The organism is Roseovarius sp. MBR-79, assembly GCF_053628555.1.
This window is the reverse complement of record NZ_JBRJGP010000018.1, coordinates 19,793-39,921: the sequence shown is the minus strand read 5'-3', so window position 1 is coordinate 39,921 and position 20,129 is coordinate 19,793. Positions and strand designations below refer to the sequence as shown.

Sequence of the window (20,129 nt, the reverse complement as noted above, 5' to 3'; positions counted from 1 at the left end):
CCCCTGAAAACACTGCGGAAGGCGACGATACCGGATTTTTCCGCATCCGCAAAGCACTTGCAGAGCCCGGTTGCCAACCCCATATTTGCTGCACCGGGCTGCCTTTCAAGGGGTCCGGGCCAAGGACGGTCGCTTACACTCAAGGACGTGTCATGACAAAGCTTACTCTGGGATCGCATCCCTATCTGCTGGGCTTCGAGCAACTGGAACGGATGCTCGAACGCAGCGCGAAATCCGGCAACGAGGGCTATCCGCCCTTCAATATCGAACAGACTTCAGCGAATTCCTATCGCATCACGCTCGCCGTGGCGGGCTTTGCCGAGGACGATCTGGCGATCACCGTCGAGGACCGGCAACTGGTCATTCGCGGACGGCAGTCCGACGCGGGCGAGGAGCGCCTGTTTCTTCATCGCGGCATCGCCGCGCGGCAATTCCAGCGCTCCTTCGTGCTGGCCGACGGTGTCGAGGTGGGCGAGGCGGTGATGGAAAACGGCCTGCTGCATGTCGATCTGCGGCGGATCGAGCCGGAACCGGTGGTGCAACGGATCAGGATCAACAAGGGGTAAGCGGTCATGGATGTGAAACAGGATATGGCACAGGCGGGCGGGCGGCCCATCGTCTATGTGCGGCCCGTAAAGGTGGACGAGTTGCCCGAGGAGGTGCGCGCGCAACTGGACGGCGTGGAAACGCTCTACGCGGTTCATTCGACCGAGGGCGAGCGTCTTGCACTGGTGCGCGACCGCAAGCTGGCCTTTTTCCTTGCGCGGCAAAACGACATGGAGCCGGTCACGGTCCACTGACCGGCCCCCTGCCGCCACCCTGTCAGATCAGCGCGAATATGCGCGCCGGACCCCCGGTGCCGCCCCGATGCTTGGGCGCGCCGACAACGATGGTGGCGCCGCTCGCGGGCACCTTGTCGAGATTGGCAAGGCACTCGATCCCGAAGCGCCCGGTGGGCAGCCAGGCGTAATGCGTGGCGAAATCCGGCGAAATCCCGTGATCGAGCGACAGCGTGTCGCTGGCGATGGAGCGCGCGCCGGTCTCCTCGATCAGCATTTGCGCGGCTTCGACATGAAAGCCCGGATAATGCTGTTTCTCGCCGTCGAAACCGCGGAACGCATCGCTGCCCACCTTCGCGCCCCAGCCGGAATGAAGCGCCACACAGGCCCCGTCCGGGATCGGGCCATGCTGCGCGATCCACGCCTTGAGGTCCTCCGGTGTTACCTGAGCATCGGCATCGCCCGCCGCGCGCGCCGCGATATCGACCACGCAGAGCGGTGCCACCAGATCACCCACGGCGATCTCATCGACCGACGCGCCGTCGGCAGAGAAATGCAAGGGCGCGTCGATATGGGTGCCGGTATGCTCGTTCACCGTCAACGTCATCAGGTTGAAGCTGTGTTCGGCAAAGTTGAAATTCTGCTCCATCGAAATGCCGGGCGCACCGAAATAGGTCGGGAAATCGGCGTCATAGGTGTGGGTCAGATCCTCGACCTTGCCATGGCCCTGGGCCAATGCGGCAGGCGCGCCAAGCGGGGCCAGCGCCGTGGCCGCGCCGACAGAGGCGGCTGCGGTGAAAAAGCCGCGCCGCGACAGCATCCTGTCCTTGACCGCGTTGATGATGCAGACGTCACACATGGGTCTCTCCTCTTCTGTTGGCGCGCAAGGCGCATCCTACTTGCCGAACTCCTTGAGCGCGCGCATGTCGATGGTCCCGATCAGCGCCAAAAGCGCCTCCGGCTCTGCGCCGCTCGCCTTGACGAGGATACGGTTATCGACCAGCCCTGTCACCTCGCTGTCCTGAACCATGAATTTCTCGCGCCCGACGCGCTCGACCTTGGCGCCATAAAGGGCCGCGTTCCCGATCATGCCGCCGAGCGCCCCGACCATGGGATTGTCGGCCATGAGTTGCAGCGTGATGGACTTGCCCTCGCCCCGATAGCTGGCCTCGGTCCCGGTGCCGCCGCCCATCATGGCCAGCCCTGCGTTCATCTCGGTATTGATCTCTCTGGTCCAGCCTTCCGGGGCCTCGGGCAGAAATTGCGCCAGCGCCTCGGTCTTGAGCTGCAACAGGAGTTGTCGGGCATAGTCCAGCTCTTCGAGCGCATAGGCCGCGTCGCCCTCACCATAGGCATCAAGCGCGCTTTGCAGCGTATCGGAAATCTCATCAGCCCCGGCAGGCAGGGCAAGACCAAAGACAAGGGTTGCGGCAATAAGCGGACGTGTCATTTGCGAATACTCCGGGTTTCATGCAAAAGGGTGCCTGACACCGGCAATGGGTCGGTGCCATGGGCCGAGTTTACGGCGCTGCGGCCCGTTTGCAAGACCGCAGCATGAGGGGGCGGGAATGGTCGCGCTGATGCGTCTGCTGATCTTCGGACTGATCCTGCTTACGGGGGTTTACCTCGGCCTCTTGTGGTATTTTCGGGCAAAGCGGCGCGGTCGGATGGCGCAGGACTGGCAGGAGGCCGGTCGCCCCGGAGACCGCGACGCCTATATCGCCGAGGGGATGGCGCAATATGACCGCTCGCTCAGGCGCAAGCTCCTGTGGCTGGTCTATATCCTGCCGGTGACAGCGATCACGCTGCTGATCTGGCTCACGAATTTCAACTGAGGGAACCCTCGACATGGTCTATCTGAAATGGGGTTGGCGCATCGTTTTCTGGACGGCGGTTGTGGCTTTTCTCCACTATACGCTGCCGCAGCACGATATCGTGCGGATCACCGACACCTATGAAAAGCGCGTCAATCCGGGCGAGAACGCGCTCTTCTGGTCGAATGCGAGCACGGGCGAGAATGTCTCGGCCACCGAGCGCGACGTGTTCTTCATCCAGACGTTTCGCGCCAATGACCGTCCGATGATCTATCGCAACGAGGATACCGGCTGGGGCTGGCCACCCTATTTCAAGTTCAATACCGCCAACCTTCAGGCCCGCGCGTCGGACATGATGTCCAAGCGCAATGCCGAGACCGCGCAATGGGTGGCTGTCCGTCATTACGGCTGGCGCAACGAGTTCCTGTCGATCTATCCCAACGCGGTCGCGCTGTGGGAGGTCGAGGGGCCCGAGGCACGCATCATCCCGTGGTTCACTATCGTGCTGCTCGTGGCGCTCGCCGCACTTTACTGGGCCGTCCGGGTGCGCTGGAACCGGTTCTGGGCAAATCGGGGTGCGTCCGAGGGCGGCGAGTGGAGCGAGGGCAAGCTCTGAGCCTCCATCCGGCCCGTCACGGGGTTTCGCTTGATTTTTACAATGGCGGTGCAATCATCGGGGCGTGCGCCTGCGACCTGGCGCATATGGCCCGGCATACTCCCGGGGACGCGCAGACGAAGGAGAGCGGCATGCCGACAGGCACCGTGAAATGGTTCAATACCACAAAAGGGTACGGATTTATCGCCCCCGATGACGGCGGCAAGGACGTGTTCGTGCATATCTCGGCGGTGGAGCGGTCGGGGCTCACCGGCCTTGCCGACAATCAGAAAGTCGGGTTCGAGCTTCGGGACGGCCGCGACGGGCGGCAGATGGCCTCGGACCTGCGGCTGCTCTGAGAGCGGCCCCGCGCGCTCAGTTGCAGCCCTTCGACCCCGGCGGGCAATCGTCGTAACGCGGGCGCGCGCTGCGGGCCACATGGTGAATGCGCGTGCTCACCGGGTGGCGCATGGCCTCCTGATAGCTTTGCGCCTGATTGGGCACGCCGCAGCAGATGGTGCCGTTGATGCTCACCGGTTGAAGCCCGGCAGGGCAGAAATTCGCCTTGCTGTCATAGGCATAGACGCGCGGCCCCTGCGCAAGCGCGGGTGCTGCCAGACAGGCAAGCGCCAGCGCGGTCATGATCTTCGCGGAAAACGGACGCATGAAACCCCCTCAAATACGGTTAATCTGCCGCGATGGTAAGCGATGCGCGGCCCCTGTCAATTCATAATGACCCTGTCAGAGGGGCACGGCCTCCCCCTCACCCTCCGTCAAAGAGCGTGTCGCCAAGCCGCGCCGCCTCGTCGGCAAGGCCGAAGGGCGGGTTGACCACGAAGAGGCCCGAGCCGGTCATGCGATGCCCGTCACGCACCGGGGCAAAGCGGACCTCGTGGCGAAATCCGTCAGGAAACGCGGCGCCCAGATGGGCCAGCATCGGGCGGTGGCTGTCGGATGTGAGGATCGGATACCAGAGCACGAATATGCCCACATTCCACTTGCGCGCCATCCGCGCCAGACCGCCGGGAATGGTGTCATACTCGGCCTTCACCTCGTAACTCGGGTCGACCAGAACCAGCCCCCGGCGCGGCGTGGGCGGGCAGAGCGAGAGGGCCATCGCGATCCCGTCCTGCTGACGGATGGTTGCGGGATACCCTGCCAGGGTCTGCACGAGGCGCGCATTCTCGCCCGGATGCAGTTCGGCAAGGTGCAGCCGGTCCGAGGGGCGCAGCATCTGCGCGGCGATGAGCGGCGAGCCGGGATAGGCGGTGGCACCATGCGCGGCGCGGGTCGCGTCAAGGCAGCGGCGATAGGCGTGATCCGCAGGCAGCCGCTGCTCAAGCCGCCCGATGCCCGCCGCCGCCTCGCCGGTCTTGAGCGCGGCCGCGTCTCCCAGATCATAGAGCCCGCGCCCGGCATGGGTCTCGATATAGGTAAGCGGCTTGTCCTTGGCGGTCAGATAGCCCAGCATCCACGCCAGCACCGCGTGCTTGTGGACATCGGCGGGGTTGCCCGCGTGATAATGGTGCTGATAGCTGAGCATGACCCCCGGTAGCAGGTGCCGGGACGATGGAAAAGACGGCACGGAGGGACGAGGCATGATCTTTGCGGATGGCATGGCGCGGCTTGGCACCGAATCCGCCTTTACCGTTCTGGCGCGGGCGCAGGCGCTGGCGGCGGAGGGGCGCGACATCATCAATCTTGGGATCGGCCAGCCGGATTTTCCCACCCCGCCGCATATCGTCGAGGCCGGGATCAAGGCGCTGCGCGACGGCCATCACGGCTATACCCCCGCCAACGGCCTGCCCGCCCTGCGCGAGGCGGTGGCCGCCGACCTGCACGCCCGCCACGGGGTCGAGGTCAATCCCGATCACATCGTCGTCGTGCCGGGGGGCAAGCCCACCATGTTCTTTGCCGTGCTGATGTTCGGGGAACCGGGGGCCGAGATCATGTATCCCGATCCCGGCTTTCCGATCTACGAGTCGGTCATCCGCTACTCGGGGGCCACGCCGGTGCCGATCCCGCTCGGCGAGCAGAACGGGTTTGCCTTCGACGCCGGGGCGGTGCTGGCCCGGATCACGCCGCGCACGCGCCTCCTCATCCTCAACAGCCCCGCCAATCCCACCGGCGGCGTCACCCCGCGCACCGAGGTGGACCGGCTGGTGGCGGGACTGGCGGATCACCCGCAGGTGGCGGTGCTCTCGGACGAGATTTATTCCAACATGCTTTATGACGGGCGGTCCCACGTCTCGCTCTTGCAATATCCCGAGATCCGCGACCGTCTTATCATGCTCGACGGCTGGTCCAAGACCTATGCCATGACCGGTTGGCGCCTTGGCTACGCGGTCTGGCCCGAGGCGGCAGTGGGGCACGCGACGCGGCTTTGCATCAACGATCATTCCTGCGTGAATGCGGCCGCGCAATATGCCGGGCTTGCGGCACTGACCGGGCCACAGGACGCGGTGGCCGAGATGATGGCGGCTTTTGACGCGCGGCGGCGGCTGATCGTGGCGGCTCTCAACAGCCTGCCGGGGATGCGCTGCGCGGATCCGGGCGGGGCGTTCTATGCCTTTCCCAATATCGAGGGCACCGGGATGAGCGCTATGGCGGCGCAGAACCGGTTTCTGGATGAGGCCGGCGTCGCGACGATCGCAGGCACGTCCTTCGGCGCGGGCGGTGAGGGGTTCCTGCGCTTCTCCTACGCCAATTCCGCCGAAAAGATCGCCCGCGCAGTCGAGCGGATTCGCGCGATCCTCTGACCGGTGGAGATCCCCGACACGCACCGCGCAAACGTCGATGCAGAGCAGCGGGTCGGGGCAGACCTGCGGTCGGCTGGTTGGGATACGCGCTTTCAGGCTGTCACGGCATGACTGCCAAGCCCTTGAAACCGGATGGAGGCGAGTAGGTATGCACCGCAGAAGCGGTTTGACGGTCGTTTGGCGCTTGTCATAAACTGGGTCGGTTGTCAGATGACCAACCCTATGTTGATCAGCCTAGAGGTATCGAACTTGTTCAGGATGATAATCCGCGCGCTCTTTTTCAGCCGCTCGGCAAAACGTCATGACAGCCCGTGGTCCAGTGACACCGTCACTCCGCTTCCGCAACGTCGTCGCCGGTCGCAACCGTCATCGCCCGTTGCGGCTCCTCAGCGGGCTACCAAGGCCGCCCCAGCGCCACGCCACACGCACGAGACCACGCTGACAGGTAAGTGCTACGTGGTTGATGGAGATACCATTCGAATTGGAGAGGTGAGTATCCGCTTGGCGGGCATCGACGCGCCGGAGCTTGAGCATCCGTGGGGCAACAAGGCGAAATGGGAGTTGGTCAATCTCTGCAAGGGGCAAATCATCACCGCCCAGATCGAGCCGGAGCTGTCGTATGATCGCCTGGTTGCAACCTGCTTTCTCCCGGATGGGAGAGATTTGAGCGCGGAGATGGTTCGAAGGGGAATGGCGCTCGACTGGCCCAAGTTCTCTGGCGGGAAGTATGCCCACCTGGAACGTGAAGGCGTTCGTAAGAAACACTGGAAAGCGGCTGCCCGACAACGCGGACATATGAACGTTTTTCATAAGTGATTGAGTGCTTGCACACGGAAAAAAACGGAAACTTCAGGCGCATGTCTGCGCACTGACCGAAAAATTCTCTAAGCTATTGATTTTAAATGGAGGCGAGTAGGAGAATCGAACTCCTGTACACGGATTTGCAATCCGCTGCGTAACCACTCCGCCAACTCGCCTTTCGTGGTGCGTGTCGATACCGCATCGCGCAGGGCTGTGCAAGCGGGTCAAGCGGGCATTTGCGGCGGGTGCGAGCCGGTCCCGGCCCGCCGCAAATATCAGCGTCTCGTCTATTCCGCCGCCTCTGCGTAGTCCTCGAGCGGCGGGCAGGTGCAGACAAGGTGGCGGTCGCCATAGACGTTGTCCACGCGGTTCACGGGGGGCCAGTATTTGTCCACCCGGAACGCCCCCGGCGGGAAACAGCCCTGTTCGCGGCTATAGGGCCGATCCCAGTCGCGCACGAGATCCTCCATCGTGTGCGGCGCGTTTTTGAGCGGGTTGTTCTCCGGGTCGATCCGCCCCTCCTCGATGGCGCGGATCTCTTCGCGGATGGCCAGCATCGCATCGCAAAAGCGGTCCAGTTCGGCACGGGTCTCGCTCTCGGTGGGCTCCACCATCAGCGTGCCGGCCACCGGCCAGCTCATCGTCGGCGCGTGAAAGCCGCAATCGATCAGGCGCTTGGCGATATCGTCGACGGTGACGCCCGCGCTCTCGGCAAAGGGGCGCACGTCCAGGATGCATTCATGCGCCACACGGCCATTGCGGCCCTTGTAGAGCACGTCATAAGCCCCCTCCAGCCGTTTCGCGATGTAATTGGCATTGAGGATCGCCACCTTCGTGGCCTGCGTCAGCCCCGCGCCGCCCATCATCAGGCAATAGGCCCAGGAAATCGGCAGAAGCGAGGGCGAGCCATAGGGCGCGGCGCTGACCGGCCCCTCCTGCCCGCCGGTTTCGGGATGACCGGGCAGATGCGGCACGAGGTGTTCCTTGACTCCGATGGGCCCCATGCCCGGACCGCCGCCGCCATGCGGGATGCAGAAGGTCTTGTGCAGGTTGAGGTGGCTCACATCGCCGCCCAGATCGCCGGGGCGCGACAGACCCACCATCGCGTTCATGTTGGCCCCGTCGATATAGACCTGCCCGCCATGGCTGTGGGTGATCTCGCAGATCTCGCGCACGGTTTCCTCGAACACGCCATGGGTCGAGGGGTAGGTGATCATGCAGGCGGCAAGCGTCTCGGAATGCTTTTCGGCCTTGGCGCGGAAATCCTCCACGTCGATATCGCCATTCGCGGCGGATTTGACCACCACCACATCCCAGCCCACCATCTGCGCGCTCGCGGGGTTGGTGCCATGGGCGCTCACCGGGATGAGGCAGACCCGGCGATGCCCCTGCCCTTGCGCGCGATGATACGCGGCGATGGTCAGAAGGCCCGCATATTCGCCCTGCGCGCCCGAATTGGGCTGCATCGAAATCGCGGCATAGCCGGTGATATCGCACAGCTTGGCCGAGAGATCGTCGATCATCTCCTTGTAGCCCTCGGCCTGATCGGCGGGGGCAAAGGGATGCAGGAGCGAGAACTCGCGCCAGCTTACCGGCATCATCTCAGCGGCGGAATTGAGCTTCATCGTGCAGCTTCCCAAAGGGATCATCGCGCGATCCAACGCCAGATCGCGATCCGCCAGACGACGCATATAACGCATCATCTCGGTCTCGGCGCGGTTCATGTGAAAGATCGGATGGGTGAGGTAATCGCTCTCGCGCACAAGCGCCTCGGGCAGGCGGTAGTCTGCGCGGAAATCGCTGTCCTCCATGACGATGCCAAAGGCACGCCAGACCGCCTCGACGGTCTTGGTGCGGGTGCGCTCATCGAGCGTGATGCCGATCTTCGTCTCGCTCACCCGGCGCAGGTTCACACCCTCGCGCACCGCCGATTGCAGCACGCCGCGCTGCAACAGGCCCACATCCACCGTGATCGTGTCGAAAAACGCCTTCGGCTCCACCTTGAACCCCGCCGCTTCCAGCCCCTTGGCCAGCCGCACGGTCTTGCGGTGGATGCGTTGCGCGATGGCCTTGAGGCCCTCGGGGCCGTGAAACACCGCATACATCGAGGCCATGACCGCCAGAAGCGCCTGCGCGGTGCACACGTTCGAGGTGGCCTTCTCGCGGCGGATATGCTGCTCGCGGGTTTGCAAGCTGAGGCGATAGGCGCGGTTGCCGTGGCTGTCGATGGAGACACCGACGATCCGCCCCGGCATGGCGCGCTTCATGGCGTCGCGGCAGGCCATATAGGCCGCGTGCGGCCCGCCATAGCCCACCGGCACGCCAAAGCGCTGCGTGCTGCCCACGGCAATATCCGCGCCCATCGCGCCCGGCTCTTTCAGCAGCGTCAGCGCCAGCGGGTCGGCGATGACGATACCGATGGCCCCCGCGCCATGCAGCGCCGCGATCTCACCCGAGAAATCGCGCAGATGGCCATGCGTGCCGGGATACTGGAAAATCGCGCCGAACACCTTCTCGGCCTCCATCGTCTCGGGCGCGCCCACGATCACCTCTATCCCCAGCGGCGCGGCGCGGGTCTGCATGACGGCGATATTCTGCGGGTGGCAGTTCTCATCGACAAAGAACGCCCGCGCCTTGGACTTGGCCACGCGCTGCGCCATGGTCATCGCCTCGGCCGCCGCCGTCGCCTCATCCAGAAGCGAGGCATTGGCAATTTCCAGCCCCGTGAGATCGCTCACCATGGTCTGGAAATTCAGCAGCGCCTCGAGGCGTCCCTGGCTGATTTCCGGCTGATAGGGGGTATAGGCGGTATACCAGGCGGGGTTTTCCAGGATATTGCGCTGGATCGCGGGCGGTGTGACCGTGCCGTGATAGCCCTGCCCGATGAGCGAGGTCAGCACCTGATTTTTCGACGCCACGATCCGCATGTGGTGCAAAAGCTCGCTTTCGGATTTGGCCTTGCCGAAATCGAGCGGGGCCTCCTGCCGGATGGATTTCGGCACCGTCTCGTCGATCAGCGCATCGAGGCTCTCGACACCCAGCACGTTGAGCATCCCCGCCATTTCCTTGGGCGAGGGGCCGATATGGCGGCGGTTGGCGAAATCATAGGGCAGGTAATCGGTGGGCTTGAAGGGCATCGCACTCTCCATAACGCATGGGTCCCGAGACGCGCGGCGCGCCCCGCTTCATCTTGCCGAAAATATCCCCGCCGGAGGCGTCCCCCGGCGGGAAACGCGCCTAGCCGATGAGGGCCTTGTAGGCGGCCTCGTCCAGATATTCGTCCATCTGGCTCATGTCTTCGGGCTTGATCTTGAAGAACCAGGCATCGCCCATCGGATCGTCGTTGACCTTGCCCGGCTCGTCGGCCAGCATCTCGTTGACCTCGACGATCTCGCCATCAATGGGCGCAAGGATGTCCGAGGCGGCCTTGACGCTCTCGATCACCACGACCTCGTCATCCTTGGTGACGGCCTTGCCCACCTCGGGCAGGTCGACAAAGACCACGTCGCCCAGTTGCTCGGCGGCGTGTTCGGTGATGCCGACGACGACAAGATCGCCCTCGACGCGCAGCCATTCGTGTTCTTCGGTGAATTTCATCGCTGTGGGCTCCCTTGTGATCAGCGTTTGAAACGGGCGGGGGTGAAGGGCAGCGCGCTGACCGTAGCGGCCAGCCGCTTGCCGCGCACCTCCCCATATAGCGTGGTGCCGGGGGTGGCGAGGGCGCGGGGCACATAGCCCATCGACATCGGCCCCTCGATGGTGGGACCGAACCCGCCCGAGGTGACATGGCCCACGGCCTCGCCCCCCTCAGCGGCGGCAAAAAGCGCCGTGCCCTCGCGCATCGGCGCGCGGCCCTCGGGACGCAGCCCGACACGGGCGCGCGACGCGCCGTTGCGCAATTCGTCCAATATCCTGTCCGCCCCCGGAAAACCGCCCGCCCGCGCGCCGCCCGCGCGGCGCACCTTCTGGATGGCCCAGTTCAGGCTCGCCTCGACCGGCGTGGTGGTGGTGTCGATGTCATGGCCATAAAGGCACAATCCCGCCTCCAGCCGCAGGCTGTCGCGCGCGCCAAGGCCGATGGGTTCCACATCATCCTGCGCCAGCAGGGCGCGGGCCAGCGCCTCGGCCTGCCCGTCAGTCACCGAAATCTCATAGCCGTCCTCGCCGGTATAGCCCGAGCGCGAGACCCATAGCTCGCCGAACATCGACTCGAAAACGCCGACATCCATGAAACGCATCGCCGCCACCTCGGGCACCAGCGCCGCCAGCACCGCCTCGGCGGCGGGGCCTTGCAGCGCCAAGAGCGCGCGGTCGGTGATCTCCTCGACCTCCACACCGCTCAGCCCGGCCCGCATATGGGCGATGTCATCGGCCTTGCAGGCGGCGTTGACCACGACGAACATGTGATCGCCCCGGTTGGCGATCATCAGGTCGTCAAGGATCCCGCCCGCGTCATTGGTGAAAACGCCATAGCGCTGCCGCCCCTCGGCCAGCCCCAGAAGATCGACCGGCACGAGGCGCTCCATCGCCTCCGCCGCCCCGGCATATCCCCCCGGCGCGCGCAGGATCACCTGCCCCATATGGCTTACATCGAACAGCCCTGCGCGGGCGCGGCAATGCAGATGTTCCTTCATCACGCCCATGGGATATTGCACCGGCATGTCATAGCCCGCGAACGGGACCATCTTCGCCCCAAGCTCGCGGTGCAGCGCATTGAGCGGCGTCGTTTGCAGATCGGCCAACGGATCTTCCCTCACCTTGTGGGCCGGACCGCTTTGAAGGTCGCACCGGCACCGATTATACGCAATGCCAAAACGGCCCGCGCCACGATGCCCCCTCTGTCCTTTGGCCTGAGATCGCTATCCCGTCGGCGCCCCGCAAAGGGGTCTCTCCAGAGTGTCGAAATCGGGCAGGTCCCTGCGCCTGAGAGTTTCCGGGGCGGTTGCTCCTTCGGCACCGGCCCGCGGCCGGTTCTCCCTGTCCGATTGCTGTGGACGCTAGTATACTGCGCGCGCCCGATCAAGCCCGTTTGAGGCAGGGCGGCGCGGAAAAAATGTCAATGAGCGCGTCGTTCTCGCAGACCAGCGCATCGAGCGTGACCCCGTCGAGCCGCCGATAGAACGCTTCGACCGCATCGGAAAGCGCCGCGCGCAACCGGCAGGCGGATTTGAGCGGACAGGTGTTGTCCGCATCGGCAAAGCACTCGGCCACCGGCACGTTTTCCTCAAGCTGGCGGAACACGTCGCCAACCCGGATCTCGGCCATGGGGCGGCCCAGTGTCACGCCCCCCGTGCGTCCGCGTTGCGTGCGCAGAAAGCCCAATTGCCCGAGGCGGTTGATGATCTGCGCCAGATGACTCTCGGACGTGTTGCAGCGCTCGGCGATCTCGGCCTTGGTCACCAGCCGGTCGGGGTTGACCGCGCAGAACATCAGCAGCCGGATGGCGATATTGGTTCTCTTGGTGATCCGCATGGGGCACACTCTCTCTTGAAACTGCCCCATTATGCGCCGACCATGCAAACGGGCCTTGATACACGTCAAGCGAGGAAAAAAACCTTGGTTCGGGATGCATATTTCTTCGGCTATGGCAGTCTGGTGAACCGGGCCACGCATGATTTCGCGGGGGCGGTGCCCGCACACCTGCGCGGCTGGCGGCGGGTCTGGCGGCACACCACGCTGCGCGCGGTGGCCTATCTCACCGTGGTGCCGGACGAGACGGCCGAGATCGACGGGCTGATCGCGCCGGTGGCGCGGGCGCACTGGCCCGCGCTCGATGCGCGCGAAGCGGCCTATATCCGCGCGCCCGCCGCCCATCAGGTGCGCCATGCCCTGCCCCACCACCCCGAGATCGCGGTATACACCATCCCCGAGGGACATCACGGCGCGCCAAGCAAGGCGCATCCGATCCTGCTGAGCTATCTCGACGTGGTCGTGCAGGGCTATCTGCGTGAATTCGGCGAGGAGGGCGTCACACGCTTTTTCACCACCACCCATGGCTGGGACGCGCCCATTCTCGACGACCGCGCCGCGCCGCGCTATCCACGCCATCAGCCGGTGACGGCAAAGGAACGCGCGATCACCGACGATCACCTCTGGCGGGTCGGTGCCTTGGGCAGTCCCGCGCAGGACTGAGGCCCGCGCGCGAAGGGGACCGGCCAAGCCCGGCCAATCCCGAGAAAATTCGCGAATTTTCTCGGGGCGGCGTTTTTTCTGCGAAAAAACGCCTTTCGCCAGCCCCCTTGAAATTATCCATCGCCGCATCGTCCGGGCTTGCGTGCGGCCACGCCGCGCGCAACTCTGGCATTGTCACCGCAAAGGCATGGTCATCAATGAAATCCCTGTTTCTCTCCTCTCCGGCGATGATCCTGCGACGCCTCAGCCGCAAGCTGTGGCTGCGGGTGACGCTTTTTGCGCTTTTGTCTGTGGGCACGGCCGCGATTGCCATCCTGGCCGAAGACATGATCCCCGCCACGCTCCGGCGCAGCTTTTCACCCGACACAGTGCTTCCGATCCTGACCATCCTCGCCTCGGGGATGCTCGCTGTCAGCACCTTCTCGCTGAACGTCATGGTGACGGCGCATAACGCCGCCGCAGGACAGACGACGCCGCGCGTGCATGGCCTTCTGCTGGCCGATACGACCACGCAAACCGTGCTCGCCACCTTTATCGGCGCTTTCGTCTACGCGCTCGCCGCCATCATCCTGTTCAAGGCCGGGTTTTATCCCGAGGGGGCGAGCGTGATCGTGCTGGGCGTGACGGTGGCGGTGGTGGTGGTGGTCATTCTGGCGCTGCTGCGCTGGATCCATCACCTGAGCGATCTGGGCAGCATGGACGCGACGCTGGCCACCATCGAGGCGGCGACACGGCCCTGCCTCATGCGCACGCGCCAACTGCCCGCGCTCGGGGCGCACGAACTCAGCCGTGACATGGTGCTGCCCGCCGATGCGCGCGCCATCCCCGCGCCCGCCACGGGCCATGTGCAGTTCATCGACATGCCGGGCCTTTCGACGCTTTGCACCGGCGCGCAGGCGCGGCTTTATCTCTACGCCCGCCCCGGCGATTACGTGATCGAGGGCGAGGCGATCGGCCATGCGGCGGGGCTTGACGACGCCACGCTTGCGGCCATCGGGACGCACCTCACCATCGGCGCGCATCGCACCTTCGAGCAGGATGCGGGCTATGGTCTCATGGTGCTGTCGGAAACCGCCGCGCGCGCGCTCTCGCCGGGGATCAACGATCCCGGCACGGCCATCGCCGTGATCTGCCGGCTGGAAAAGCTGCTGCTCGACTGGGCGCGCGCGCGCCCCGAGGCCGACGCACGGCTTTTCGAGGGGCTGTTCCTGCCAGACACCTCGCGCGCGGCCTTGATCGAGAATGCCTTTGCCCAGACCGCGCGCGACGGGGCGGGCCAGATCGAGGTGGCCGAGCGGCTGCGCGCGGCGCTCTTGCGGCTCTCGGAGGCCCCCGACCCCGCGCTGGCCGAGGCGGCACGCGCCATGGCCGCCCGCGCGCTCGATCACGCTGACGCCACGCTGGCACTGGACAGCGAGCGCGCGCGCCTGCGCGCCACCGGCGACGGGATCAGCTTTTTGCCCTGATCACCTGCAAGAGCGGCAGAACCCGCGCCATGTCCGGCCCGTGCGCCTGCCCCGTCAGCGCCTTGCGGAGCGGCATGAACAGTCCCTTGCCCTTGCGCCCCGTGGCCTCCTTGACCGCCGCGGTCCACTTGCCCCAGGTCTCATTGTCATGCGGCCCCTCGGGCAAGAGCGCCATCGCCTCAGCGATAAAGGCCCGATCCTCGGCGTCGATCACCGGCTCCGCTCCGTCCCGGAAAAGCGTCCACCAGCCCTCGAGATCGTGCAGCGTGGTGATGTTCTCGCGCGTCACGTCCCAAAATTGCCGCGCCAGATCATCGGGCACGCCAAGGGCCGCGATGGCCCCGGCCACCGCCTCATAGGGCCGCGCGGCAATCACGCGCGCGGTGAGCGGAAAGAGGTCGGCCTCGTCGAACTTGGTCGGTGCGGATCCGAACCGCTCGATGTCGAAGCCCTCGATCAACTCGGCCATGTCGGTCCGCAATTCCACCGGATCGGCCGAGCCGAGCCGCGCCATCAGGCTCAGGAGCGCCATCGGCTCCACCCCCCGCGCGCGCAGGTCGCGCAAGGAAAGCGTGCCGAGACGTTTGGACAGCGCCTCTCCCTGCGGCCCCGTCAGCAGCGAGTGATGCGCGAAACGCGGGGCCGTGCCGCCCAGGGCCTCGATGATCTGGATCTGCGTCGCGGTGTTGGTCACATGATCCGCGCCGCGCACGATGTCGGTCACGCCCATCTCGATATCATCCACCACCGAGGCGAAAGTATAGAGCACCTGCCCGTCCGCGCGGATGAGCACCGGGTCCGACACGCTCGCCGCGTCGATGGAGATCGGGCCGAGGATACCGTCGGGCCACTTGATCCTCTGCTGATCGAGCAAAAAACGCCAGACGCCCGCGCCGCGCTCGGCGCGCAGGCGCGCGCCCTCTTCCGGCGTTAGCGCCAGGGCAGCGCGGTCATAGACCGGGGGCCGCCCCATGTTGAGCTGTTTCTTGCGCTTGAGATCAAGCTCTGTCGGCGTCTCGAACGCCTCGTAGAGCCGCCCCATGCCGCGCAGCCGGTCAGCCGCCCCGGCATAGCGGTCGAGCCGCTGCGATTGCCGCTCCACACGGTCCCAATGCAGGCCGAGCCACTCCAGATCCTGCTTGATCGCATCGACATATTCCTCTTTCGAGCGCTCCGGGTCGGTGTCGTCGATGCGCAGGATGAAGGTTCCCCCGGCCCTGGCCGCGATGAGATAGTTCATCAGCGCGGTGCGCAGATTGCCGACATGGATATAGCCGGTGGGCGACGGGGCAAAGCGGGTGGTGGTCATGGGCGTCTCCTGACAATGGCCGGGGCTTTGTCACAGGTATGGACGATTGTCCAGAATGGCCCGGCTCAGGGCCAGCGGCGGTGCAGATCGTCTATGACATAGCCATGTGCATGGGGTCCCTGCCCATGGGTGCGCAGATGCGGATGGTCGCGCGGCAATTCAGGGTGGTCGTGCAAGGGCGCACGCGCCTGATCGCCGGGCCAGAGCCGCAGCGCCAGCATGAGGCCCAGCGCCGCCACAAGCCCCGCCATCACCAGCGCCGGCCCCATCCCCAGCCAGCGCCCCGCCACGCCCGCCAGCGGATAGGTCACAAGCCAGCAGGCATGGCTGAGGGCGAATTGCGCGGCGAAAAGCGCGGGGCGGTCCTGCGGGTGGGCCGAACGCCTCAGCAGGCGCCCCGAAGGCGTGAGAACCGCCGCATAGGCCAGCCCGATAAGCGCCCAGAGCGCGAGAAACGCCGCCCATGCCGGGGCCTGCCCTGCCCAGATCGCCGCGCCGGTGCCCAGCGCCAGGACCACCAGCGCCCCGGCCCCTGCCAGCATCACCGGCCGGTCGCTCAACCTTTCCAGAACGCGCGGCAGCATGAGCGCCGCCGCCATCGAACCCGCGCCAAAGGCCGCCATCGCCAGTGCCAGCGCGCTTTCGTCCCCGCCATGATCCACCCGCACCAGCACCACGGTGTTGACCAGCACGAAGGCGCCCACCGCCGAGGCCGCGAGGTTAAGCGAGAGAAGCCCCCGCAGGCGCGGCGTGGCGAGGTAAATGCGCGCGCCGCGCGTAAGCCGCTCGCGGAAGGGGCGCGCCGCGCCGCCCGCGACCGGCGGCACCGTGGCGCGCCAGACCAGCCAGCCCGAGGCCACGAACCCCGCCACCGTTCCCAGAAACAGCCAGTGATAGCCCAGCACCAGAAGCAGCACGCCCGCCAGCGCGGGGCTGAGCAGGTTCTCGAGGTCATAGGCCAGCCTTGAGAGCGACAGCGCGCGGGTATACGCGCGCTCATCGGTCAGGATATCGGGGATCACCGCCTGAAACGCCGGGGTGAAGGTGGCCGAAGCAGCCTGAAGCACGAAGATGAGCGCATAGACCTGCCACAGATCGGTGACGAAGGGCAGGCAAAGCGCCACGCCCGCGCGGATCAGGTCAGCCCCGATCAGCACCGCCTTGCGCGGCAGGCGCTGCACCATGGCCTGCGCCACCGGCGACAGACCGACATAGGCCACCATCTTGACCGTGTAGGCCGTGCCCAGCACCATCCCCGCCGCCGCCCCCGCCAGATCATAGGCCAGCAGGCCGAGGCCGACGGTCAACAGCCCCGTGCCGAGAAGCGCCACGACCTGCGCGGCGAAGAGGCGGGCGAAATCGCGGTGTTTGAGGATGCCGAGCATGGCCGCAGACTACGCCTGTCCCGCGCCGCCGCAAGCCCGATCAACTTCGCGTGAGCGTCACCGCGCCGTGCCCGATCCGCGCTACCCTCTTGTCGAAAGCCGCGTGGGCGCTACTGTCAACGCGTCGCTTCAGAGACAGGGAGCCTTCGATGACCAAAAGACAGATCACCCGCCGCAGCCTCATGGCCGCAACCGCCGCTCTACCGTTTGCCGCCTCCCTTGCCGGCACCTCTGCACGCGCGGCGGCCCCGATGATGGGCCCCGCCAGCACCCGCTTCAACCGCGTCACGCTGGGCGCGTTCGAGGTGACGACGCTTCTGGCCGCCACCGCCCCGCGCCCCGATCCGCAGACGATCTTCGGCCTCAACGTCAGCGCCGAGGAATTCAACGCCGTCTCTGCCGCCGCCAACCTGCCCACCGATCAGGCGCAGTTCTTCTTTACCCCCACGGTGGTCAATACCGGGGCCGAGCTTGTGCTCTTTGACACCGGCCTCAATCCCGATGGCATCGTGAGTGCGCTCAATGAGGCCGGATATACCCCGGATCAGGTCGACGTGGTGGTGATCACCCATATGCATGGCGACCATATCGGCGGGTTGATGCGCGACGGCGCGCCGACCTTTGCCAATGCCCGCTATGTCACCGCCAGCACCGAGTTCGACCATTGGGCCGGGGCGGGCAACGAGCGGTTCGACGCCAACATGCGCCCGCTGGCCGAGAAGACCGCCATGACCGCCGATGGCGCAAGCGTCGCCTCCGGCATCACCGCCATGGCGGCCCATGGCCACACCCCCGGCCACACCGCCTACATGCTCGAAAGCGAGGGCAAATCGCTGCTGATCGCGGCGGATTTCGCCAATCACTATGTCTGGTCGCTGGCCCATCCCGACTGGGAGGTGCGCTTTGACATGGACAAAGAAGCCGCCGCCGCCACGCGCCGCCGCCTTCTGGGGATGCTTTCGGCCGACCGTATCCCCTTTGTCGGCTATCACATGCCCTGGCCCGGCTTGGGCTATGTCGAGACGGCGGGCGACGGATTCCGCTACGTGCCCGCCAGCTATCAGCTCATGCTCTGAGCACCGCGCAGGGGGCCGGATTTACAATCCCGGCCCCCTGCCCCATATGGCGCGCATGGATACTCGCCCGCCCTCCCTTGCCGATTTCGAGCGCCTCGCGCTCGACGCCATCGACGCGCTGCCGCCGGCCTTTCGCAAGCCCGCCTCCGACGTGGTCCTGCTGATCGAGGACTGGCCGCCCGCGCATATCCTGGCCGAGATGGAGATCGACGATCCCCTTGAGCTGACCGGGCTTTACGAGGGCATTCCGCTCACCGAGAAATCGCAGTTCGATCAGCCGCTCGGGCCCGATACCGTGTGGCTCTTCCGGGAGCCGATCCTGGATGAATGGCGCGACCGGGGCGACATCCCGCTCGAAGAGCTGATCGCGCATGTGGTGGTGCACGAGTTTGCCCACCATTTCGGCTGGTCCGATGACGATATTGCCGCCATCGACGAGTGGTGGGAATAGCGCGCTCAGAGCGTGGCGCGCATGAGGTGCAGCGACAGCGCCGCAATCAGGAGCCCTGCGCCGATTTCCAGCGCGGTCAGGGCACGCGCAAGACCCCGTCCCTCTGTCGTCGTCAGCCGCGCCAGCGCGCCCTCGCGCAGCGTGACCGAGGCGAGCGCCACGGCGAGGGTCACACTTGCCGTGCCAAGGCCCATGGCAAAGGTCCCGAGGATGCCCGCCATCTCGATCCCCATGCGCCATGTGAGGATCAACAGGAAAAGCGCCCCGGTGCAGGGCCGTATCGCCACCGCACCGATGAGCATGACCGCATCGCGCCAGCCGTGCACACGCGCGGCCTGCTCCGGGGTCGGGCCGTGGCTGTGGCCGCAACCGGTGCAGGCATGGTCATGATCGTGGCCCGGGGCACGGAGCGCGCGCGCCCGGTTCCAGCGCAGCCCCCCGCGCAACGCCAGCCACAGCCCCACCAGCGCCACAGCGCCATAGCTTACCGGGGCCAGAAGCCCCTCCGCCACACCGGTCATCTGCTGGCGTGTGAGGTCGAACAGGAACACCCCCGCATAAACCAGCGCCACGGCACTGGCCGCCTGCGCAAGGCTTGACGCCAGCGCCAGCGCCGAGAGCCGCGCCGCCCCCACCCGCGCCGCCATGCCGTAGCCGCCGATCAGGATCTTGCCATGTCCCGGCCCTGCCGCGTGAAAGAAGCCGTAGGCGAAACAGAGGCTCAGAAGCCCCACCATCGCCCCCGGCTCGCCCGCGCGCAAGGCGCGCAGGAGGCGCGCCATGGCCTGTTGCGTCTCGGCCTGACCCGCGCGCGCCCAGGCGGCAAGGTCATCCGCGCCGCCCATCCCCCATAGCCAGACCGCCAGCCCCAGAACCGCCAGCGCCCCAATGCTCAGGAGCGCGCGCGGCACGAGATCACCATCGTGTCGGAAAAGAGATTGCCCACCTCGACGCCGGTATATTGCTCCTCGGCGCTCAGTTGCGCGAGCATGTCGCGGAACGCGCGCTGACTTTCGTCAAGGTCCGGCTCGCGGATCGCATAGGCGCAGCCCGACGGCAATGTGACCGGTCCGGCAAGCGTGTAATCAACGTAATAGGTCGGATCATACGGCTCGACCCGCAAGCCCTCGGCGGGGACGGGGCCGAAGCTGCGCACATGGGTGGCAATGATCCGGCCTTCTTCAAGCCGCACCCCGGTCGGTGTCGGGTGGTCCAGCGCGATTTTCTCCTCGCCCGCATGGAGGTAAAGATCGCCCTCGAACCCCTCGGGCCATTCCACAAGGTCGAACCCCTTGAGCCGCGCCAGTTCCTCCTCGGTCAGCACCCCGTCGCCATCGGGATCAAGCCCCATATCGGTCAGGATCAACAGCGAGAAGAAATCGTCATAGCTCCACGTCACCTCGACGCCGGTCAGATTGCCCGCGCCGTCATCCTGAAAGCGCAGAGCGACATCGACGAATACATGCGGATGCGCCCCGGCCTGAGACACGGGCAGCACGGCGATGAGGGCGGCGAGGGCGATGTTTTTCATGCGCCCAGAGATAGGCCACCCCGGATCGCCC

General features: G+C 65.8%; 23 protein-coding genes, 1 tRNA gene and 1 riboswitch. Of the genes, 11 read left to right on the top strand and 13 right to left on the bottom strand.

Translation table 11 applies throughout. From position 1 onward, the window contains the following. The first annotated feature begins 152 nt into the window (after window positions 1–152). Together ACSSV8_RS16265 and ACSSV8_RS16260 are read left to right on the top strand one after the other, a co-directional pair. Window positions 153–566: an Hsp20 family protein gene (locus tag ACSSV8_RS16265; RefSeq protein WP_354538028.1), complete on the top strand. Its 414-nt coding sequence runs from the start codon at window positions 153–155 to the stop codon at window positions 564–566. A 6-nt stretch (window positions 567–572) separates the two neighbouring features. Beyond that, a complete protein-coding gene (locus ACSSV8_RS16260; RefSeq protein WP_354538029.1) occupies window positions 573–800 on the top strand; it encodes a DUF1150 domain-containing protein in 228 nt (75 codons plus the stop codon). Window positions 801–822: 22 nt separating this feature from the next. On the opposite strand, the gene ACSSV8_RS16255 is transcribed toward ACSSV8_RS16260, so the two are convergent. Beyond that, a complete protein-coding gene (locus ACSSV8_RS16255; RefSeq protein ID WP_454283149.1) occupies window positions 823–1,638 on the bottom strand; it encodes a cyclase family protein in 816 nt (271 codons plus the stop codon). A 36-nt stretch (window positions 1,639–1,674) separates the two neighbouring features. After that, the gene (locus ACSSV8_RS16250) at window positions 1,675–2,229 is read right to left on the bottom strand and encodes a hypothetical protein (protein WP_354538031.1); all 555 of its coding nucleotides are present in this window, start codon (window positions 2,227–2,229) and stop codon (window positions 1,675–1,677) included. Window positions 2,230–2,347: 118 nt separating this feature from the next. Between ACSSV8_RS16250 and ACSSV8_RS16245 the strand changes: the two genes are divergently transcribed. The 3 genes from ACSSV8_RS16245 (at window position 2,348) to ACSSV8_RS16235 (ending at window position 3,547) form a co-directional block, all read left to right on the top strand. Beyond that, window positions 2,348–2,614: a hypothetical protein gene (locus ACSSV8_RS16245; protein WP_354538032.1), complete on the top strand. Its 267-nt coding sequence runs from the start codon at window positions 2,348–2,350 to the stop codon at window positions 2,612–2,614. A gap of 13 nt (window positions 2,615–2,627) precedes the next feature. Beyond that, on the top strand, window positions 2,628–3,209 hold the full coding sequence (locus tag ACSSV8_RS16240; protein WP_454283148.1) for a DUF1523 family protein: 582 nt from the start codon (window positions 2,628–2,630) through the stop codon (window positions 3,207–3,209). A 131-nt stretch (window positions 3,210–3,340) separates the two neighbouring features. Further along, a complete protein-coding gene (locus ACSSV8_RS16235) occupies window positions 3,341–3,547 on the top strand; it encodes a cold-shock protein (protein WP_354537118.1) in 207 nt (68 codons plus the stop codon). 16 nt (window positions 3,548–3,563) lie between these two features. On the opposite strand, the gene ACSSV8_RS16230 is transcribed toward ACSSV8_RS16235, so the two are convergent. Both ACSSV8_RS16230 and ACSSV8_RS16225 read right to left on the bottom strand, forming a co-directional pair. Then, window positions 3,564–3,854 (bottom strand): hypothetical protein, encoded by a 291-nt coding sequence (locus ACSSV8_RS16230; RefSeq protein ID WP_354537119.1) that lies wholly within the window; start codon window positions 3,852–3,854, stop codon window positions 3,564–3,566. A 97-nt stretch (window positions 3,855–3,951) separates the two neighbouring features. Continuing rightward, window positions 3,952–4,731, bottom strand: a complete 780-nt coding sequence (locus ACSSV8_RS16225) for a 23S rRNA (adenine(2030)-N(6))-methyltransferase RlmJ (protein WP_354538035.1) — start codon at window positions 4,729–4,731, stop codon at window positions 3,952–3,954. A 55-nt stretch (window positions 4,732–4,786) separates the two neighbouring features. Between ACSSV8_RS16225 and ACSSV8_RS16220 the strand changes: the two genes are divergently transcribed. Next, window positions 4,787–5,947 (top strand): pyridoxal phosphate-dependent aminotransferase, encoded by a 1,161-nt coding sequence (locus ACSSV8_RS16220; RefSeq protein WP_454283147.1) that lies wholly within the window; start codon window positions 4,787–4,789, stop codon window positions 5,945–5,947. A 501-nt stretch (window positions 5,948–6,448) separates the two neighbouring features. Next, window positions 6,449–6,763 carry a thermonuclease family protein gene (locus tag ACSSV8_RS16215; RefSeq protein WP_454283146.1) on the top strand — a complete coding sequence of 105 codons (315 nt, stop codon included), beginning with the start codon at window positions 6,449–6,451 and terminating at the stop codon, window positions 6,761–6,763. Window positions 6,764–6,850: 87 nt separating this feature from the next. On the opposite strand, the gene ACSSV8_RS16210 is transcribed toward ACSSV8_RS16215, so the two are convergent. The 5 genes from ACSSV8_RS16210 to ACSSV8_RS16190 form a co-directional block, all read right to left on the bottom strand. Next, a tRNA-Cys gene (locus tag ACSSV8_RS16210) sits at window positions 6,851–6,924 on the bottom strand. A gap of 111 nt (window positions 6,925–7,035) precedes the next feature. Then, window positions 7,036–9,885 carry an aminomethyl-transferring glycine dehydrogenase gene (gene gcvP, locus ACSSV8_RS16205; protein WP_454283145.1) on the bottom strand — a complete coding sequence of 950 codons (2,850 nt, stop codon included), beginning with the start codon at window positions 9,883–9,885 and terminating at the stop codon, window positions 7,036–7,038. 100 nt (window positions 9,886–9,985) lie between these two features. Continuing rightward, complete coding sequence (gcvH, locus tag ACSSV8_RS16200) at window positions 9,986–10,345, bottom strand: glycine cleavage system protein GcvH (RefSeq protein ID WP_454283144.1); 360 nt, start codon at window positions 10,343–10,345, stop codon at window positions 9,986–9,988. 20 nt (window positions 10,346–10,365) lie between these two features. Next, window positions 10,366–11,490: a glycine cleavage system aminomethyltransferase GcvT gene (gcvT, locus tag ACSSV8_RS16195; protein WP_454283143.1), complete on the bottom strand. Its 1,125-nt coding sequence runs from the start codon at window positions 11,488–11,490 to the stop codon at window positions 10,366–10,368. A 159-nt stretch (window positions 11,491–11,649) separates the two neighbouring features. After that, window positions 11,650–11,737, bottom strand: a riboswitch (glycine riboswitch). Window positions 11,738–11,767: 30 nt separating this feature from the next. Continuing rightward, window positions 11,768–12,220 (bottom strand): RrF2 family transcriptional regulator, encoded by a 453-nt coding sequence (locus ACSSV8_RS16190; RefSeq protein ID WP_454283142.1) that lies wholly within the window; start codon window positions 12,218–12,220, stop codon window positions 11,768–11,770. A 42-nt stretch (window positions 12,221–12,262) separates the two neighbouring features. Here ACSSV8_RS16190 and ACSSV8_RS16185 point away from each other — a divergent pair, with 42 nt between their 5' ends. Next, window positions 12,263–12,880, top strand: a complete 618-nt coding sequence (locus ACSSV8_RS16185; protein WP_454283156.1) for a gamma-glutamylcyclotransferase family protein — start codon at window positions 12,263–12,265, stop codon at window positions 12,878–12,880. A 197-nt stretch (window positions 12,881–13,077) separates the two neighbouring features. Next, the gene (locus ACSSV8_RS16180; protein WP_454283141.1) at window positions 13,078–14,346 is read left to right on the top strand and encodes a DUF2254 domain-containing protein; all 1,269 of its coding nucleotides are present in this window, start codon (window positions 13,078–13,080) and stop codon (window positions 14,344–14,346) included. Here the strand turns inward: ACSSV8_RS16180 and gltX are convergent. Further along, window positions 14,330–15,655, bottom strand: a complete 1,326-nt coding sequence (gltX, locus tag ACSSV8_RS16175; RefSeq protein WP_454283140.1) for a glutamate--tRNA ligase — start codon at window positions 15,653–15,655, stop codon at window positions 14,330–14,332. The genes ACSSV8_RS16180 and gltX overlap by 17 nt on opposite strands. A gap of 65 nt (window positions 15,656–15,720) precedes the next feature. Next, complete coding sequence (locus tag ACSSV8_RS16170; RefSeq protein ID WP_454283139.1) at window positions 15,721–17,040, bottom strand: MFS transporter; 1,320 nt, start codon at window positions 17,038–17,040, stop codon at window positions 15,721–15,723. 149 nt (window positions 17,041–17,189) lie between these two features. Between ACSSV8_RS16170 and ACSSV8_RS16165 the strand changes: the two genes are divergently transcribed. Then, entirely contained in the window at window positions 17,190–18,116 is a 927-nt protein-coding gene (locus ACSSV8_RS16165; protein ID WP_454283138.1) for an MBL fold metallo-hydrolase, read from the top strand. Window positions 18,117–18,171: 55 nt separating this feature from the next. After that, a complete protein-coding gene (locus ACSSV8_RS16160; RefSeq protein ID WP_354538046.1) occupies window positions 18,172–18,567 on the top strand; it encodes a metallopeptidase family protein in 396 nt (131 codons plus the stop codon). A 5-nt stretch (window positions 18,568–18,572) separates the two neighbouring features. Here the strand turns inward: ACSSV8_RS16160 and ACSSV8_RS16155 are convergent, their stop codons facing one another. Both ACSSV8_RS16155 and ACSSV8_RS16150 read right to left on the bottom strand, forming a co-directional pair. Next, window positions 18,573–19,478 (bottom strand): nickel/cobalt transporter, encoded by a 906-nt coding sequence (locus ACSSV8_RS16155; protein WP_354538047.1) that lies wholly within the window; start codon window positions 19,476–19,478, stop codon window positions 18,573–18,575. Continuing rightward, entirely contained in the window at window positions 19,460–20,098 is a 639-nt protein-coding gene (locus tag ACSSV8_RS16150) for a DUF1007 family protein (protein WP_354538048.1), read from the bottom strand. Before ACSSV8_RS16150 ends, ACSSV8_RS16155 begins: the two co-directional genes overlap by 19 nt. Between the last annotated feature and the right edge of the window lie 31 nt (window positions 20,099–20,129).

What these genes read in the sequence shown, in the direction of transcription:
- ACSSV8_RS16265 (WP_354538028.1), top strand. Translation starts at nt 153, where the DNA reads ATGACAAAGCTTACTCTGGGATCGCATCCCTATCTGCTGGGCTTCGAG.
- ACSSV8_RS16260 (WP_354538029.1), top strand. Translation starts at nt 573, where the DNA reads ATGGATGTGAAACAGGATATGGCACAGGCGGGCGGGCGGCCCATCGTC.
- ACSSV8_RS16255 (WP_454283149.1), bottom strand. Translation starts at nt 1,638, where the DNA reads ATGTGTGACGTCTGCATCATCAACGCGGTCAAGGACAGGATGCTGTCG.
- ACSSV8_RS16250 (WP_354538031.1), bottom strand. Translation starts at nt 2,229, where the DNA reads ATGACACGTCCGCTTATTGCCGCAACCCTTGTCTTTGGTCTTGCCCTG.
- ACSSV8_RS16245 (WP_354538032.1), top strand. Translation starts at nt 2,348, where the DNA reads ATGGTCGCGCTGATGCGTCTGCTGATCTTCGGACTGATCCTGCTTACG.
- ACSSV8_RS16240 (WP_454283148.1), top strand. Translation starts at nt 2,628, where the DNA reads ATGGTCTATCTGAAATGGGGTTGGCGCATCGTTTTCTGGACGGCGGTT.
- ACSSV8_RS16235 (WP_354537118.1), top strand. Translation starts at nt 3,341, where the DNA reads ATGCCGACAGGCACCGTGAAATGGTTCAATACCACAAAAGGGTACGGA.
- ACSSV8_RS16230 (WP_354537119.1), bottom strand. Translation starts at nt 3,854, where the DNA reads ATGCGTCCGTTTTCCGCGAAGATCATGACCGCGCTGGCGCTTGCCTGT.
- ACSSV8_RS16225 (WP_354538035.1), bottom strand. Translation starts at nt 4,731, where the DNA reads ATGCTCAGCTATCAGCACCATTATCACGCGGGCAACCCCGCCGATGTC.
- ACSSV8_RS16220 (WP_454283147.1), top strand. Translation starts at nt 4,787, where the DNA reads ATGATCTTTGCGGATGGCATGGCGCGGCTTGGCACCGAATCCGCCTTT.
- gcvP (WP_454283145.1), bottom strand. Translation starts at nt 9,885, where the DNA reads ATGCCCTTCAAGCCCACCGATTACCTGCCCTATGATTTCGCCAACCGC.
- gcvH (WP_454283144.1), bottom strand. Translation starts at nt 10,345, where the DNA reads ATGAAATTCACCGAAGAACACGAATGGCTGCGCGTCGAGGGCGATCTT.
- ACSSV8_RS16190 (WP_454283142.1), bottom strand. Translation starts at nt 12,220, where the DNA reads ATGCGGATCACCAAGAGAACCAATATCGCCATCCGGCTGCTGATGTTC.
- ACSSV8_RS16185 (WP_454283156.1), top strand. Translation starts at nt 12,263, where the DNA reads ATGCAAACGGGCCTTGATACACGTCAAGCGAGGAAAAAAACCTTGGTT.
- ACSSV8_RS16180 (WP_454283141.1), top strand. Translation starts at nt 13,078, where the DNA reads ATGAAATCCCTGTTTCTCTCCTCTCCGGCGATGATCCTGCGACGCCTC.
- gltX (WP_454283140.1), bottom strand. Translation starts at nt 15,655, where the DNA reads ATGACCACCACCCGCTTTGCCCCGTCGCCCACCGGCTATATCCATGTC.
- ACSSV8_RS16170 (WP_454283139.1), bottom strand. Translation starts at nt 17,040, where the DNA reads ATGCTCGGCATCCTCAAACACCGCGATTTCGCCCGCCTCTTCGCCGCG.
- ACSSV8_RS16165 (WP_454283138.1), top strand. Translation starts at nt 17,190, where the DNA reads ATGACCAAAAGACAGATCACCCGCCGCAGCCTCATGGCCGCAACCGCC.
- ACSSV8_RS16160 (WP_354538046.1), top strand. Translation starts at nt 18,172, where the DNA reads ATGGATACTCGCCCGCCCTCCCTTGCCGATTTCGAGCGCCTCGCGCTC.
- ACSSV8_RS16150 (WP_354538048.1), bottom strand. Translation starts at nt 20,098, where the DNA reads ATGAAAAACATCGCCCTCGCCGCCCTCATCGCCGTGCTGCCCGTGTCT.